General features: G+C 63.1%; 17 protein-coding genes and 1 tRNA gene. 6 read left to right on the top strand and 12 right to left on the bottom strand.

All coding sequences use genetic code 11. The features are described 5' to 3' along the window. Positions 1-411 carry a GtrA family protein gene (locus VI340_RS10390; protein ID WP_008312675.1) on the top strand — a complete coding sequence of 137 codons (411 nt, stop codon included), beginning with the start codon at positions 1-3 and terminating at the stop codon, positions 409-411. On the opposite strand, the gene VI340_RS10385 is transcribed toward VI340_RS10390, so the two are convergent. Beyond that, positions 408-1,355, bottom strand: coding sequence for an AAA family ATPase (locus VI340_RS10385; RefSeq protein ID WP_008312676.1), 948 nt, complete (start codon positions 1,353-1,355; stop codon positions 408-410). The genes VI340_RS10390 and VI340_RS10385 overlap by 4 nt on opposite strands. An 85-nt stretch (positions 1,356-1,440) precedes the next feature. Here VI340_RS10385 and VI340_RS10380 point away from each other — a divergent pair. After that, positions 1,441-1,525 (top strand) — tRNA-Ser (locus tag VI340_RS10380). Between the two features lie 75 nt (positions 1,526-1,600). Here the strand turns inward: VI340_RS10380 and VI340_RS10375 are convergent. From VI340_RS10375 to VI340_RS10360, 4 genes are all read right to left on the bottom strand, one after another. Continuing rightward, complete coding sequence (locus tag VI340_RS10375) at positions 1,601-3,457, bottom strand: DUF2070 family protein (protein ID WP_336358304.1); 1,857 nt, start codon at positions 3,455-3,457, stop codon at positions 1,601-1,603. Between the two features lie 55 nt (positions 3,458-3,512). Beyond that, positions 3,513-4,082: a GMP synthase subunit A gene (locus VI340_RS10370; RefSeq protein WP_336358303.1), complete on the bottom strand. Its 570-nt coding sequence runs from the start codon at positions 4,080-4,082 to the stop codon at positions 3,513-3,515. Positions 4,083-4,150: 68 nt separating this feature from the next. Beyond that, positions 4,151-5,248 carry an ATP-binding protein gene (locus VI340_RS10365; RefSeq protein ID WP_336358302.1) on the bottom strand — a complete coding sequence of 366 codons (1,098 nt, stop codon included), beginning with the start codon at positions 5,246-5,248 and terminating at the stop codon, positions 4,151-4,153. A gap of 71 nt (positions 5,249-5,319) precedes the next feature. Continuing rightward, a complete protein-coding gene (locus VI340_RS10360; protein ID WP_008312684.1) occupies positions 5,320-5,868 on the bottom strand; it encodes a DUF7097 family protein in 549 nt (182 codons plus the stop codon). Positions 5,869-5,950: 82 nt separating this feature from the next. On the opposite strand from VI340_RS10360, the gene VI340_RS10355 reads away from it, so the two are divergent. After that, the gene (locus VI340_RS10355) at positions 5,951-6,295 is read left to right on the top strand and encodes a DUF192 domain-containing protein (RefSeq protein ID WP_049943072.1); all 345 of its coding nucleotides are present in this window, start codon (positions 5,951-5,953) and stop codon (positions 6,293-6,295) included. A 196-nt stretch (positions 6,296-6,491) separates the two neighbouring features. Beyond that, positions 6,492-8,000, top strand: a complete 1,509-nt coding sequence (locus tag VI340_RS10350; RefSeq protein WP_008312686.1) for a (R)-citramalate synthase — start codon at positions 6,492-6,494, stop codon at positions 7,998-8,000. Positions 8,001-8,074: 74 nt separating this feature from the next. Here VI340_RS10350 and VI340_RS10345 read toward each other — a convergent pair whose 3' ends face one another. The 5 genes from VI340_RS10345 to VI340_RS10325 all read right to left on the bottom strand — a co-directional run bounded on the left by VI340_RS10345 (position 8,075) and on the right by VI340_RS10325 (position 13,594). After that, positions 8,075-9,043 carry a terpene synthase family protein gene (locus tag VI340_RS10345; RefSeq protein WP_008312687.1) on the bottom strand — a complete coding sequence of 323 codons (969 nt, stop codon included), beginning with the start codon at positions 9,041-9,043 and terminating at the stop codon, positions 8,075-8,077. Positions 9,044-9,472: 429 nt separating this feature from the next. Further along, entirely contained in the window at positions 9,473-9,772 is a 300-nt protein-coding gene (locus tag VI340_RS10340) for a HalOD1 output domain-containing protein (RefSeq protein WP_008312688.1), read from the bottom strand. A gap of 99 nt (positions 9,773-9,871) precedes the next feature. Further along, entirely contained in the window at positions 9,872-12,325 is a 2,454-nt protein-coding gene (locus tag VI340_RS10335; protein ID WP_336358301.1) for a bacterio-opsin activator domain-containing protein, read from the bottom strand. A 90-nt stretch (positions 12,326-12,415) separates the two neighbouring features. Continuing rightward, positions 12,416-13,090 carry an HAD family hydrolase gene (locus VI340_RS10330; protein ID WP_008312690.1) on the bottom strand — a complete coding sequence of 225 codons (675 nt, stop codon included), beginning with the start codon at positions 13,088-13,090 and terminating at the stop codon, positions 12,416-12,418. 42 nt (positions 13,091-13,132) lie between these two features. Then, positions 13,133-13,594, bottom strand: a complete 462-nt coding sequence (locus tag VI340_RS10325; protein ID WP_336358300.1) for a bifunctional nuclease family protein — start codon at positions 13,592-13,594, stop codon at positions 13,133-13,135. 317 nt (positions 13,595-13,911) lie between these two features. Between VI340_RS10325 and VI340_RS10320 the strand changes: the two genes are divergently transcribed. Both VI340_RS10320 and VI340_RS10315 read left to right on the top strand, forming a co-directional pair. Further along, positions 13,912-14,457 carry a hypothetical protein gene (locus VI340_RS10320; protein WP_336358299.1) on the top strand — a complete coding sequence of 182 codons (546 nt, stop codon included), beginning with the start codon at positions 13,912-13,914 and terminating at the stop codon, positions 14,455-14,457. A 79-nt stretch (positions 14,458-14,536) separates the two neighbouring features. Continuing rightward, positions 14,537-14,872, top strand: coding sequence for a hypothetical protein (locus VI340_RS10315; RefSeq protein ID WP_008312693.1), 336 nt, complete (start codon positions 14,537-14,539; stop codon positions 14,870-14,872). A gap of 34 nt (positions 14,873-14,906) precedes the next feature. Here the strand turns inward: VI340_RS10315 and VI340_RS10310 are convergent, their stop codons facing one another. After that, positions 14,907-15,143 (bottom strand): hypothetical protein, encoded by a 237-nt coding sequence (locus VI340_RS10310; RefSeq protein WP_005537965.1) that lies wholly within the window; start codon positions 15,141-15,143, stop codon positions 14,907-14,909. Positions 15,144-15,147: 4 nt separating this feature from the next. Beyond that, positions 15,148-15,537 (bottom strand): prefoldin subunit beta, encoded by a 390-nt coding sequence (locus VI340_RS10305; RefSeq protein WP_004591484.1) that lies wholly within the window; start codon positions 15,535-15,537, stop codon positions 15,148-15,150. Positions 15,538-15,546 lie beyond the last annotated feature (9 nt).

The raw sequence follows: 15,546 nt of genomic DNA, 5'->3' as shown, positions 1-15,546 counted from the left end.
ATGGCGTCCGCTGTCGTCACACCGGCCCGACGACAGCAACTCGTCCGGTTTTTTCTCGTCGGTGTGTTTGCCGCGTCGATTCAGCAGGCGCTGTTGTGGTTGTTCAACGATGTCGGTGGCCTGAATTACATTCTCGCGGCCGCTATCGCAATCGAGTGTACGATTCTGCTTCAGTACGTCCTCAACAACGCTTGGACGTTCCACCGGTCACAGCATTCGGATCTGCGGGAGTACGTAGTCGGGTTAGGGAAGACGAACCTCGTTCGTGGAACGGCGATCCCGCTCCAGTTGGGCCTCCTCTACGCGTTTGTCACCTGGGGCGGTGTCGTGCCGCTGGTCGGCAATGGCGCGGCTATCGTCATCACGGGCCTGTACCGGTACGCCCTCGACGCCCACTGGACGTGGGGTTAGACGGTCGGGACGGGGACTTCGTCGAGCACGCTCTGAATGACTGTTCCTTTGTCGACCTGCTCGACGCGCGCATCAGGCGTCAGCACAAGCCTGTGAGCCAGTACCGGCTGCGCGACCCGCTTGATGTCGTCCGGCGCAACGTACTCCCGGCCCGCGATGGTCGCCATCGCCCGCGCTGCCTCGAACAGCCGCTGGGTCCCGCGCGGTGAGACCCCGACGTCCACGCGGTAGTCGTCTCTGGTCGCCCGGGCGAGGGCAGCCATGTACTGCAGCAGGTCGTCGTCGACGGTGACCGTCTCCGGGACGCTCCGGAGTTCCGTGACCGACTCCGCGTCGAGTATCGGCTCCACGGTCGGACTCTGTGTCGTCCGGCCGGCACGCCGCCGGAGGAGTTCGACCTCGCCCTCGTCGTCAGGGTAGCCAAGCGAGGTCTTTGCCAGGAACCGGTCGACCTGCGCTTCGGGGAGTTCGAAAGTCCCCTCCATGTCGACGGGGTTCTGCGTGGCGATGACGAAGAACGGTTCGGGCAGGTCGTAGGTGTCCCCGTCGACGGTGACCTGTCCCTCTTCCATCGCTTCGAGCAGGGCGGACTGGGTCTTTGGCGGTGCGCGGTTGATCTCGTCGGCCAACAGGACGTTGGCGAACACCGGCCCCTCGGTGAATTCGAAGCTCCGGGACTCCTCGTTGAAGATGTGTGTTCCTGTGATGTCGGCGGGCAGGAGGTCCGGCGTGAACTGGATGCGGGAGAAGGACAGTCCCAGCGCGGTCGCGACGCTGCGGGCGGTCAGCGTCTTTCCCGTGCCGGGAACGTCCTCGAGCAGGACGTGGCCCTTCGCGACGACTCCCAGCAGCACCGTCTCGAAGAAACCGCGGTCGGCGATGACGGCACTCCCGATCTCGTCGAGGATCTGACTCGACACCTCGCTTGCCTCGGTAGCGTCCATAGCCTGTCATGTTACGGGTCCGGTAAAGGGGTGTCGAGTCTGAAATCGAAACCCCTAAAGAGCAAACGGCGGTACTGATGGGTGAGCCGAGGTAGCCTAGCCTGGCCAAGGCGGTTGCTTCGAGAGCAACTGTCCTCACGGACTCAGGAGTTCAAATCTCCTCCTCGGCGTTCTCTTTACCAGAGTCGGCGAGCGTAGCGAGTCGGTAGTGCTGCAGGAATCGGATCGTATCCGGCCGACTGCCGTCAGGTCAGCAGGAAAATCAACACGCTGATCGTCATTACGACGAGAATGAACGCCCCGGCCAGCGCGCCACCCATCGAGACCATCGCGTTGGCAGTCGAGGCCAGCGTCTCGGTCCGGTCGTTGCCGAACACCGTCACGGTCGCCTGTTCGCTCGCCATCCCGGCCTCGACGGGTTCGAGGTCGGCAACGGCTCTGTCGACGAGGTCCCCGATGAGCGCAACGATTTCCTTCTCGGGGATGACCTGTCCGACCTGGTTCTCGGCCTCGACGGTGTTGACGATGTGGGTGTCGCTGGTCATCACCTCCATCAGATCCACGCCGTCGGCGGCGTCGATGATGCGCTGGCGGAGGCCCGGTTCCATGTTGTTGCCGTCGATGAGCACGTACGCCGTTCGCTGGCCGTTGACTTCGAAGACACAGACCCGTATCCCGAGCGGGCCGATACCCTCCTCGGGCTCCCAGGGGGTCCTGTCCCAGGCGACACCACAGCGGAGTTGGCCAGTTTCGGCGTCTGTGAGCAGGCTCCCAAGCTGTCCGGCCCCGTGGAGCATGTCGAATGACCGCTGACTGCCGGGAACGACGTGGCCGAGGTCGTCGCCCTCGAGCCCGTCGTTGCAGTTGTGTGCGTCGACCAGCAGCACGTCGTCGAGGCCGTCGGCCCGCGCTTCCGACATCGCTGAGAGACCCACGGCGTACTCCACGTCGTCGGCACAGCCCGGCGCGTACGTGTTCACGACGAGCGCATCGGAGCCGAAGGCCTGCCCCGTCAGCGTGGCCTCGCCCTCTGTGACACGGAGGCCCGCCGTCGCCTGGTCGTCGTATTCGAGGTTCTGGTACGCCGTCTCTGCGGTCGACAGGATCGTGTCGACCTCCCGCTCGGTGACGAGGTTGAAGTCGTGGCCGGCGGTCGCGTGTGGCGGAAAGGCCAGGCCGTCGGCCGATTCGGCGACGCGTCTGGGGAGGTTGCCGCCGCCGATTTCACCCATCGGGCCGGGGTGAATCATCGGCAGGACGAACCGGGCTTTCTCCTCGCCGCCCGGCCGACGGACCGACAGCAAGGTGACCGGGACGACGGCTTCTTCGCCGATTTCCTCGAAGAACTCCTCCAGTTCGCGCGTACCCTCGGCGATGTGCCCGATGAAGCCCCGGAGGAAATCCAGCGCGGAAACGCCGAGTGAGGAGCGCCACGGTTGGTCGATGACGACCAGGAACAGCCAGACTGCCAGCGCGTAGATGACACAGATAACCGCGAGAATGATGAAGTCCTGCGGGATGAACCCCTGTACCTGCGGCGGGACCTCTTCCGGGCGGGAGAGGTACTCCCGGAGCATCGGGTCTTCGAGGATGAACGCGGTCGCCCCGCTGTATATCGCCAGCAACACGGCGGCAGTGACCGTCTGGACGCTCGCCGGAATCGCCGCCTTCAGCAGTGAGTGCCGCGAGACGGCCATCAGTATCAGCAGCCGGAAGGCGAATATCGACGCCAGCGCGACTAACAGCACGTCGAAGACGAAGTTCTGCCCGAGGCGGACACTGAAGATGGCGATAACGCCGGCGACAGTCAACATTGCGATAGTGATCAGCTCACAGATGACCGCAAGCAGCGTGGCCCGGTTCGGGGTCAACTGCCCGCCCAGTTGCCGGTCGACCCACGGTGTCACGGCACTGGCGATTGAGGTCGGCAGGCCGATGAGAAACACGCCCTGCCAGGCGTCGTCGAGGATGAACCGTGAGTCGAACGCGACGATGCCGGTCATCGCGGCGATGACCAGCGCAAAGGCAAGGCTCGTATACCAGGTCGGAGCCCTGAAAATAAACCGCGAAAGGCTAGCGAGATTGCCCTGTGTCGCCGTCATTTATGTATCACAGCCTACGAGTGAATATAAAACCAGTTACATTGCCCTCCGACGGTTACTGGCGGGCGACAGACTGCTGGTCACAGACCGACAGGAAGTTCTCGAACACTTCCTCGCCTTCCTCAGTATGGGCGACCTCCGGGTGCCACTGGACACCGTATATCGCCTCGTCCGTGTTGCTCATCGCTTCGACGCCACAGACTTCGGAGGTCGCGGTCCGCTCGAATCCGGGCGGGACTTCTTTCACTTCGTCAGCGTGGCTGGCCCACACGCGCGTTTCGGGGTACAGCGAGCCCAGAAGCGGGTCGTCCTCGTCGAGGATGTCGACCGTCACGTCCGCGTAGCCGCCGTACTCGCCGCCGCCGACCCGACCGCCGAGTTCGTCGGCGATGAGTTGCATTCCCAGACAGATGCCGAGCACGGGAACGTCGAGGTCGAGGTACTCGGGACAGTTCCCGATATCGTCCATGTCCGGGCCGCCCGAAAGGACGATGCCGTCGGCATCGATCTCCTCCGGGGGTGTCGTGTTGTCCCTGAGCGAGACGTCGACGCCCATGTCCCGGAGCGCGCGCTGCTCCAGATGTGTGAACTGTCCGTGATTGTCGATAACGTCGATTCGGGTCATTACTGACGCGAAGGCTACGAAGGCGTATATATCTCCTGATGCGGTCGACGGTTCCCCCGCGTCCGGCTTCAGGGCCACTCTCGAAGGGTTTGGCGAACCCCGTCAAGAACTGTCGGGCCACGCAGTTCCAGCGTCACGGTGTTGCCGCCGTCCGAGGTCGTGAGGTGTACTGCCCCGCCGTAACTCTCGACGATCCACGTCGTCAGCCAGAGCCCGATCCCCTTTGAATGGCACAGTTGCGTTTCCACGCCGCTATTGAGGACATCTCGTTCGTGCTGTGGAATCGACGGACAGTTATCGCCGACGTGAACGAACACGGTTCGGCCGTGCTCTTCGACTGAGATATACAGCGTCGGGGTATCTTCGCAGTGAACGACCGCATTTTCGATGACGTTCCGAAGCACAGTGTCGAGCATCCAGTCGGCGTACACCTTCGACTGCTCCGGGAGGTCGAGTTCAACAGTTGTCTCCGGGTGCGATTGCGTGATTTTTTTCGCCTGTTCTCTGACACACGGCACGAGGTCGATCGGTTGCTGTGCGCGACGGTCCGCGTCGAACGCGAACTCTATCTGCCTCGCCTTCTCCGTAGTGGCGATGATATCGTCGATAGTACCGTTCAACTGCTCGACGTGCGCACGCGACTTGGAGTCGCCACGCTCTGCTGTCTCCCGCTGCAGTTCGCCGAGGTGCCCGAGTGCGACGTTGAGGTCGTTCCGGAGGTCGTGCCTGAGCACTCGAAACAACACCTCGTTGCTCTGGGTGAGTCTGCGCCGGGACCGCCGGAGTTCCAGCAGCCACCCGAACAGAACCCCGCCAAACCCGCCGACTGCGACCCCGCTTGCGAGTATCGACGGGATCATCGAGGACTGCGGTACTGGGGCGAGCAGCACGACGATTTTGATGAGCGTAAACAGCGCGATGCCCAGTCCGCACCACTCCGCGGCAGTCCATATCTGATCTCCGGACAGTCCGCTCACCGGGAGCCAGTAGTTCGCGGCTACCAGGGCTAGCGCCGGTATCAACCCCACGCTGAGGATGACCACGTCTATCGGGGACGGCCGGACGATAGACATGCCGTGGGCGAGTAACGCGCCGGAAATCACGAAACCCGTTGCGACGACATATCCCGTCCCCAGCGACTGCTTCGTGAGCGCCGGAGAGGTCACTATACTAATCAGTTACTGTGTTCCTACTTATCCGTCTGCCACTGATTATCGGTTTTGATAATCGAGTGGGGCTACGAGTCGTCGTAGCGGTCGGCAGCCGATTCAAACCCCAGTTCGGATTGCTCCTTAGAGCGGCGCTGTTCCCGCTGTGCAATGGCTTCAGGGTCCGGGTTTGCGTCGTCGTCGAGCCGCGCCCACGACTGGTGGATCTTCGCGTGACACCACCGGCAGAGAAAGACCGTTATTTCGTGTGATAGCTCGTTGCCGCCTTCGCGGTACGAGAGGTGGTGTTCCTCTAGCAGCGGTCGGTCCGCAGAGTGGGCCATCCGTCGCTCTTCAAGTCCGCAACGAACACACTCCCGGTCGTGGTTCCGAGAGCGGAAATGCGGGCAGTCGACCCAATCCCATTCCGGCTCCGCGTCTGCGTCCGCGTCATCGGGTGCAATCGCTGCCGGACAGCGAAAGTCGTCGGCACTACGGGTGTTGGCGAACTCGGGGTCGTGGTGGCCGTGTTCGCGCGCCCAGCGACACTTCCCCTCGCCGGTGACGAAGTCACACCGCTGGACGTGGTCGTATGGGTCGTCGACGCCGACGGACGTCCCCCCGGGAGCCTTCTCCATGTGACATAGTGAGTGGCCGTGCCCCCTCAAACCCTCCGTTCCGACAGAAGACTTTTTGCCTGCCTACGACTTCCGCGGTGGTATGCGTCTCGTCCACGACCCCGACGGCACGGCTCGCCCCCTCGCGACGGAGGTGGAGTACGCCGAGTCGATGCTCGAACAGGGCCGGGGGTTGATGTTCCGGTCGTCGATTCCCGACGACTACGCGCTGGTCTTCCCCTTCGACCGCGCGAGCCGACAGTTCATCCATATGCTGTTCGTCCGGTTCCCACTCGACGTGCTCTGGCTCGTCGACGAGGAGGTCCAGGCCGTCGAAACCCTACAGCCCTGGCGCTCGGTCGGCTATGCGAACGCGGACACTGTCATCGAACTGCCCGGTGGCGCGGCGTCGGACGTTTCCGAGGGCGATACGGTCCGTCTTGAATAACGAGTATCAATAGCATGGGTCGTGGTAATCAGTTCCGTCACCTTTTAGACGGTGAAGAGTAGAGTAGACACCACTATGTCGGAATACCCGACGGAGGATAGAGGAAGTCGCCGCGAGGCGGCTGGCCGCGAAATTCGTGGCGCGTGATGGAGCATCTTCTGTGAGTCAGAACACATTGTTCGAGGGGCACCCAGCGATGCGTGCGCTCTCAGATGTCGGTGAGGTACAGTTTCTCGACACGACACTTCGCGACGGTGAGCAAGCCCCCGGCGTGTCGCTGACGCCGGACGACAAGGCCGATATCGCCCGCTCGCTCGATGCGGCCCGTATCGACGTCATCGAAGCCGGGAGCGCCTGTACCGGCCCCGGCGAGCGCGAGACGATCTCTCGCGTCGCGGGGCTCGACCTCGACGGTACCGTCACTAGCTTCTGTCGAGGTATCCGGAACGATATCGACCTCGCGCTCGACTGTGGTGTCGACGGCATCAATCTCGTCGTTCCGGCCAGCGACAAGCATGTGGAGCAGAAGGTCGGCACGTCCAAGTCTGAGAACGTCGAGAACACCGTCGAACTGGTGGAGTACGCCGCCGACCACGGGCTCTGGGTCGAGGTCATCGGCGAGGACGGCTCGCGAGCCGATCTGGACTACCTCGAAGAGCTGCTCGGCGCCGCCGTCGAGGCCGGCGCGGACCGCATCTGCTGGGCCGACACCGTCGGTCACGCGACGCCGGACCGCGCACTCGAATGCGTCTCCCGGCTCTCCGACCTGGGCCCAGTCAGTACCCACACCCACGACGACCTGGGGCTCGCAGTGACGAACGCCCTGGTCTCCATCGCGGCAGGTGCAGACCTCGTCCACGGGACGATAAACGGCATCGGCGAGCGCGCCGGCAACGTCGCCCTCGAAGAGATCGCTATCGCGCTCGACCACGGCTACGGCGTCGAGTCGATGGCCCTCACCGAGGTGTACGACCTCGCCCAGCTCATCGCCAACCGGACCGGCATCCCGCTGGCTCCCAACAAGGCGGTCGTCGGCGAGAACGCCTTCACCCACGAGTCCGGTATCCACACCGACGGCACGCTCAAGGACGACTCGATGTACGAGCCGTACCCGCCGGAGAAAGTGGGCCGCGAGCGCCGCCTCGCGCTCGGGAAGCACGCGGGCCGGGCCGGTGTCGAGGCTGCACTCGACGAGCACGACGTCGAGGTCACAGATGACCAGCTCTCGGAGATCGTCAGCCGAGTCAAGGAGATCGGTGACCGCGGCAAGCGCGTCACCGACGCCGACCTGCTGACTATCGCCGACGAGGTGACCGGCGACGCGCGCGACCGCCGGGTCGAACTGCTCGGCCTGACCGCTGTTTCCGGCTCCGATACACCGACAGCGAGCGTCCGGCTCGCGGTCGACGGCGAGGAACGCAAGGAGGCAGCGGTCGGCTCCGGGCCGGTCGACGCCGCGATGAACGCCGCCGAGGTGGCGCTGTCCCACACCGCCGACGCGACGCTCGAAGACTACCACGTCGACGCCATCACCGGCGGAACGGACGCGCTCGTCACGGTCGAAATCGAGATGTCACGCGGCGACGACCACGTCGTCGTCTCCGCCAGCGACTCTGACATCACACGGGCGTCCGTGCGCGCGATGGTCGACGCGATGGACCGCCTCGTCGCCGACGACGAGGACCCGCTCGTCGCCGACGACTGACGGCACGACAGCTCTCTGGTTCAAACGCGTAGAATCAGTCTGGCCCTCACCGCGGACCACCACATGTCGTTTTGTTATTTATATCCGCGGCTGGCTTCGTGGTACTGGAACACTGTCTCCATGCCCTGCACCAGTGCGTCGAGGTCGACGCTGTCCGTGTCGAACTCGCGGTCACGGACGGACTGGTAGATGTCGGCCCACCGGTCCCGGAACCGGGCCTCGAACTGTTCGGCTTTGATTTTGTCGATGAGTTCGGCCTTTCCGTCAGGGTTTTCCAGTTCTTCGGGAGTGACGAACCCTTCTTGAAGGGCCAGCACGACGATTCCCGCGGTGTAGTCTCCCTCCCTGACTTCTCGTTCCCAGGTCGTGAGCCAGTTGCCGATGCGGGCCATTTCTTGCAGGTCCCAGATCAGGTCCCGGACCGTGCCGTAATCGGCGAGTTCGAATTCCGGCGAATACATGAGGTCAACGGCCGCGTAGGGGAACATTACCATGTTATGTGCCCCGTATGTTTCGGCCCCGCTGAGGTTCGCAATCCGTGGGTTCTCGTTGACGACGGCGCTGTAATCCATCGCGTTCAGCGTCTGTCGCATATCGTAGGTGAACACGTCGTAGAACTCGTCGACCCGGGGCGCGTCAGCTAGTCCACCCTCGAACTCGCGCCACACACGCTCGATAAAGGAGAAATATTCCTCGCTTACCGCCGCACGGCTCGGGTCAACGGACGACGGGTCCTGCACGAGTCGTCGGGCCTCTTCGAAGGTGTCTCGGTCCCCGTCGTTCTCGACGATGTCGTCCAGAATCGTGACGTACATCGTGAGTACCGTCTTCTGCGTCCGGACGTGGTCTGCGTGGTCCGGGTGGACGGAGGAGAGCGTGAACTCGGGGAACAGCGAGTAGATCCACTGCCAGAGGAACCGGTCACGCTCGCCACAGACCCGCTCGTACTCGTCTGCCAGTTCTGCAACCCGGTCGGGGAGGCTGGTCGTCCGAACCTCTTCGAGAAGGTCCTGCGTATCGACCGAGGGTGACTCAACGCTCATTGTGACTGCCCCCCAACGCTTGCACCCTGCATCTCGGCACAGCCAGTTGAATAATGTTCGATTAACCGACTTTTGGGTGTTTCTACTTCTTCAGATTGGTCGGTCACTGCCTCGATGCTTTTGCCCGACCGCGAGCCGGTTTCAATCAGTTGGTGTCCGAGGTCCATACATTCGAGAGGCGAAGTTGCGCTTATAGTGGTACTGACCTGTAGGATGCTGGTAATGTGCTATTAACAGTATACTTAAACAATTTTACTCTAAGTTACGTACCAGTTTTTCAACTGCTACTACAAAGGAAATATCTGCTTACTGAACTGTCTCAATGATATTCAAATGAGTGAGGAAATAAGGCGACAATAATGCACCTCTTGACGGGAGTCACGGGTAAGGGTACACAGCGCCAGCAGAACAGTCGCACACGGAGCCGAGTTACGCTTCGAGCCCAGTTGCCGCCGAGACGTCGCGGGACGGTGTCACCAGCACCGAACGGTTTCCTTCGACTTCGATACGACAGCCAGCCATACTGAACACGACCAGCCCGTCAGGGCTCGTGGTGCCGTCCGTATCGGGACGGAACAGTCGGTCCAGCGCATCAGGGTCGATACAGTCACTGATTCGGTCATCGAGGTCGACGGGGTCGATACCCAGCGTGTCGGCCACGGCGTGGACGATGGTTTCGCTCAGCGGTTCGTTGGGTGTCGGTCTGTAGACCAGTTTTGCCTGGGACATAGTTTGTCGCTGTTTGTCCCTTGATGAGTGATTGAAAAGGTGATTGTGGCTATACAGATACAGCCCGCCGGACTGGTCACTACTACTATAGCGACGGTCTCAGCTATCGCCGAACACGAGTTCGAGCAGTTTTCGCTCGCTGACGCGGAGATGGCGGTTGACCGTCGGCTGTGACACGTCCAGGCTGACCGCGATTTCCTGGCCGGTCGTCTCTCGAGGCCAGTCGAAGAAGCCACTCAGATACGCCGTCTGGAGTACTTCGAGCTGTCTGTCGGTGAGTTGCTCCTCCAGCGCCGACCGGACTGTACTGTCTCGCTGGCCATTGGACTGTGTGCCGTCACGGCGCGCGATCAGTTTGACGTCCGCGTAGCGCTCGCCGAGTTGTTCGACGAACTGGCGGACATCAGTTTCGCCCGAGACGACAACCGTCACCGTGAGTCCGCCCGTCGACGTTCGGATCGTTTTCAACCGCCCGCCCTGCTCCAGTAGCGTCTCCGCGACAGTCTGGCCGGTCACGACAACCTCATAGAGCCCGTCCAGTTGGTCGGTCGAAATCGCTCGTGCGGTGTCGACACGAGCCATCGACAGCATCTCCTCCTCGACGACAGCCGGGTCGCAGTCCGAGATAGCGAGGAAGAGACGGATCGCGCCGTCGCTCCGCTGGACGGCCCCCTCACAGATGACCGGGACACCGACTCGATCCGAGAGGTGGGTCAGGAACGACTGCGGGGCTGACAGTGAGAGTTCGAGTTCGACGGTGCCGTCACCGGCCCGGCGCTGCCGGGACTCGACCTCCCGTATCGCGTTCGCGATGGTCTCACCGAGTTCGGCAAACACCTCCTGCAGCATCTCGTCGAACCCGTCTTCTTGCTCGGCGTACACCGTCAGGACGCCGTAGACGAAGTCGTCGTATTCGAGCGGGATGCTGAGCGCCGACTGGAACTCGCGAGAGAGCGCCTCCGTCCGCCAGTGGTCGCCCCGGAGGTTGTCAGCCACCGACGGGACGATAGTCATCGCTTCGGACTGTGCAGTCTGGACGGCCGGCGGCCCGCCCTCGCGCTCCAGCGACAGCGAGATGGCGTCCAGATAGCTGGCGGTGTCGCCCGCCCACGCTCTTGGGACGAGTTCCGTCGCGTCCTGTCGGCCGATCCAGGCGAAAGAGAACCACTGGGATTCGGCCAACTGGTCACACACTGCCTGCTCGATCTCCTCGGTGGTCTCCGCTTCGACGAGCACCTGATCGATCCGTCGGATGATCGCGTTGACCTGCTTGAGCCGTCGCAGCTCGCGGTTCTGTTCGCGGCGCTCGGCCTCGCGTTCGCGGAGCGTCGTCTCGCGGTCGACGCGCGCGAGCGCGGCTTCCGCGCTGGCGGCGAGCAGATCCACCATCTCTCGGGTCCTGGCGTCGCTGTGTTGCTCGCCCAGTTCGATGTAGAACACGCCGTGGTCTTCGAGCGGGAGGCAGAGCCGCTTCGCGTCCGCCGTGACCGGTCCCGCACCGAGGTCGATGCGTTCGCCGGGGGGGACCTCGACGGCGCTGTCCTGCACGAACACGTCCCACACTGTGCTCTGCCCCGGCCCGACCGACGCGCTTCGGTCCGCTTCGGCGTCGCCGACGCTGCGAAGGGTGTTGTCGCTTCGGTCGAACAGATAGATCTCCACGTCGGGGAGTTCCAGCACGTCGACGGCCGTGTCGAGTATCTGTTCGGCCACGGCTGTCTTGGTTTCCGTGTGCAGCAGTTTTCTGGTCGACTCGTGCAGCGCCGCGAGCGTCTCCTCGAACCGCTTCCGGTCCGAGATGTCCCGAACGACGCCGACCTGCCGATAGCTTCCGTCTTCGCGGTCGTACGTCGTGAACTTGGTCTCTATCGGGAACGTGTCCCCGTCAGCGGTTCTGAGATCCGTCGTCAGCGTCCCGACGTCGCGCTCGCCCTCGATGAACTGCCGGGACATCTCCGCGGCCTCCTCGATAACGGATTCGTCCGCCAGTAGCGTCGCGTTCGACCCGACCAACGTGTCCTTGTCGTAGCCGGTCATCGACTCGACGGCGCTGTTGACCGTCTGCATCGTAAACCCCTCGTCGAGCGTGTAGATGCCGTCCTCGATGGTCTCGACGATGCGCTCGTACTGTTCGAGCATCTCCGTCCGCTCGTGGCGCTCGGTGATGTCGTGGACGATACCCAGGTACAGTTCCTCGCCGTCCCACTGCTGGGGTTCGAAGGCGATTTCGACCCACCGTTCCGTGTCGCTGGCGGAACACGACGACGTCAGCGGTGTTCCTGGCGACGGACTGCAGTGGGTTCCGAGGTCAACGTCACGCAGATCCGGGAAGAACTCGGCTATCGGACGCCCGAACACGTCCGACGGGTCGGAGTCGAGGAGGTCACAGAGGTGATCGTTCCCGGTCCGTATCTCCCCGTCCGCGGCGGTGACGACCACTGGCTCGGGCATTCGCGCGGCGAGAGTCTCCAACAGCACAGGGGGAGACTGCTGTGCCGGTGTGTCGCGTGCCGCTTGTTCGTTCTCGTCCGTTCCACCGACCGGCTTCTCCATACCGTTTCACGGCACTTGCCATGGGAAAGGTTGCTTTCAGTATACGTACCAGAATATGCTGACTATGCATCTGTTAGGTCCGGATACGATTCAGTCGCTCCCGCTGTGTCGGCCAGCGATCCGAACCACGTCTTCGAGGCCGGACACGTCGTGGTCCGGCGTCACGTCGAGTCGGGTGTCGGTCCGATGCGGACGACGGATGAACGCCGAGTCGATTCCGGCCCGGTGTGCCGCCTCGATGTCGGATTCGTTGTCCCCGACGAACAGGGCGTCACTGACACCGAGGTCCGCCATCGCCCGCTCGATGTAGTACGGCCGGGGTTTCTTCCGGCGGAGGCTCTCGACTGTCGGCTCGCGCGCCCAGACGGTGTCGAAGTAGTGACCGATATCGAAATGCTCGAACGCGAACGCCACGGTGTCCCGTTGATTCGACGAGACCACGCCCAGCGGACAGTCCAGCCGGTCGAGCATGGACACGTCGCCGTAGGGCTGTTTCTCGCCGGCCCGGATAAGCGCCCGCTGCACTGTAGTCAGTGCCTCGTCACGAGCCTGGAAGAACCGCTCGGGGTCGATATCGTACTGGGTACAGATGTCGGTGAGTTCGGGCACCGTCACGCCGATGCTCATGGCCTCGACGTGGGCTGTCGACGGCGACAGCACGCCGAGTTCCTCGAAGGCCCGGCGCGCGCCGACGTAGTGTGCGTCCATGTCAGTCAGCGTCAGCAACACGCCGTCGTTGTCGAAAATGACCGATTCGTACCCCATCAACGGTATCAAGGGCGGCAGACGCAGAAATGTTTCGCGTTCTCACAGCCCGAGGTCCTCGCTGCCGCTCCCGCCTTGGTCGAACTGTTCCGGCGGTCGCCCGGCCTCGTCGATAACATCGTCCGTTACGACGACCGGACAACCCACCCGGAGGGCAATGGCGATGGCATCTGAAGGGCGGGCGTCGAACACCATGTCTTTGCGCCGGTCATCGGTGTACTGCTCGGCGTCAATTTTCCCGTAAAAAGTCCCGTCGGCCAGATCGTCGATACGGACCCGGTCGATGGCGCCCCCGAACTCCGTCACCATCTCGACCAGCAGATCGTGGGTGAGCGGGCGCTCGAAGGGCTCGCCGGCCATCGCCAGTTGCATCGACTGGGCCTGGTCCTTGCTGACGAAGATGGGGACAATCTCTTCGCGCGCACAGAGCAGGACGACCGGCGTGCCACTCCCTTCTTCGCTGACGCCGACGCCGACCCCTTCGACCGTGGCATCGTGTTCCATGAACCAGTGTTGGGTTTGCGGGTATGAAAAGCTACCCCGGCGGCGGTTTCAGGGGTCTATCCTGTCCGCTATCATCTGGCCGACTCCGGCTCCGTCCTCGTCGATCTAACCGACTGCGCGACGCGCACGCCAGCCATCCCGCCCAGCAGTCCAGACTCGTCGCGGTGGGGCGTCGAGTCCACCCTGAATCGGGATTAAACCGAATTAAAACGGGAGACAGAGCGTCCAATTCGGATAAATTCGACTTAATTCGCCTTTTCGGCTTGCCCCCTTCATATGCCACTGGGACAGAGAGACGAGCGGAGGCAACGATCACAATGAAACTCACTACGATTGCTGGCAGCCTGCTTGCCGTGCTCGTCATCACGGGCTCGGCGGCGGCACTCCCCGGCGCAGCAGGCGCACAGGCCGATGACCACGCGGACAACGCACAGGCGGACAACGCCGCCGAGCAGGCAGCGAACGAAACAACGACCGCAGACGAGAACGAATCGGGCGGCGCTGCCGAGGCAGCTGACCGCCGCGGCCCGCCCGCTGACGCCGGCCAGGCAGGCGATCAGCGCGGCCCGCCGTCGGACCTCCCCGGACAGGTCCCTGACTTCGTCAGCGAGATTCACACGCTCATCGGGCAGAAGCAGGCCGGCGAACTCGCGGGCGACCTGGGCGCACAGATCAGCGACCTGACCCCCGGTGACGAGAGCGACGGGGCCGAGAACGAAACCGAATCCGCGTCCGAGGACGCTGATGCGGACGATGCTGGCGAGGAGTCCACTGACGACGCGGATGCAGACGAGGACACCGACGAGACGGACGCGGACGACGAACAGTCCACTGAGAACGAAAGCGACGACAGCGACGCGTAATCCCCTCTGACCTGACGGCTCTTCCATCGACGATCGACCAAGCGCGGTTTTTTTGCTTGCTGAACTCCGAGTAAGAGGTATGGATGACACCGCCGAGTCCAGCGTCCACGCCGACGACGGACCCCGTGACCGTACGACTGCAGACCTCCTTGCGGGTGACGAGGACTCGTCGGCGTCGGAACCGTCAGATGGGGTGAACCGGAAGCGAGCCCTCCTGTTCGTCTCGCCGTTTCTCGCTATCGGGCTGTTCGACCTGGCCCTGCTACTCGGCTGGGGCTTAGACCCGCTATGGGGGTTCATGATTCTCCCGCCGATACTGTTCGTCTCAGTGCTCGGCTGGATTGCGTTCCGAACCGGGTTCGCGAGCGACCGGACCGGGGACCCAGCCACGACTGACGGTTCGCGGCGTCGGTAGAACACCGAGTGACTGCCCGCTCCGTTGCGGGTCCCTATTCTTCGAACAGGTCGTCGACGGCGGCCCGAGCGGCAAGGGCAGCGTCGTCCGCGACCTGTGCCTCGTCCTGCCGACTGTCGGGCGCGTTGACGTACACGTCGACGTCTAAGACGCCGTCTTCGAAGGTGACAGTCACGTCGAGGTCCTCGACCGCGCTGACATCGTATCGCGAGAAGACAACGTCTTCGGCTGCGGTCGAGGCTGTCTCGACGACCTCATCGTCTGTCGGCATCGCCTTATGCGCCGCCAGCGCCGGGGCCGCCGGCCGGACCCGCGCCACCTGCGCCGCCGAGCATCTGCTGGAGCTCGCTCTGGAGCTCTTCGAACTGCTCCTGCACGCGCTCTTCCTGCTTTTCGAGCGTCTCGACGCGGACTTCGAGGCTGTTGACCTTCTCTTCGAGGTCGTCCTGCGCCTCGTCGAACTCAGTCTTCACGAGGAGTTCGCCGACCTCGCGGTACATGGTCGAGTCCTCGTCGATGTCGTCGAGCTCGTCCAGAGCCGTCTGGGACTCCTGGAGCTCTGTCTCGGCCTGCTGTTTCTGTGCGGCGACCTGCTGTGCTGTCTGCTGAAGGTCCTGCAGTTCCTCGAGCTTCTCCTGTGCTTCAGGCGGAAGATTACCCTGCATACCTCCAGA

Origin of the sequence: Haloarcula sp. CGMCC 1.6347 (assembly GCF_037078395.1) — an archaeon.
GTDB lineage: Archaea > Halobacteriota > Halobacteria > Halobacteriales > Haloarculaceae > Haloarcula > Haloarcula amylolytica.
This window is presented reverse-complemented; position numbering and strand designations above follow the sequence as displayed.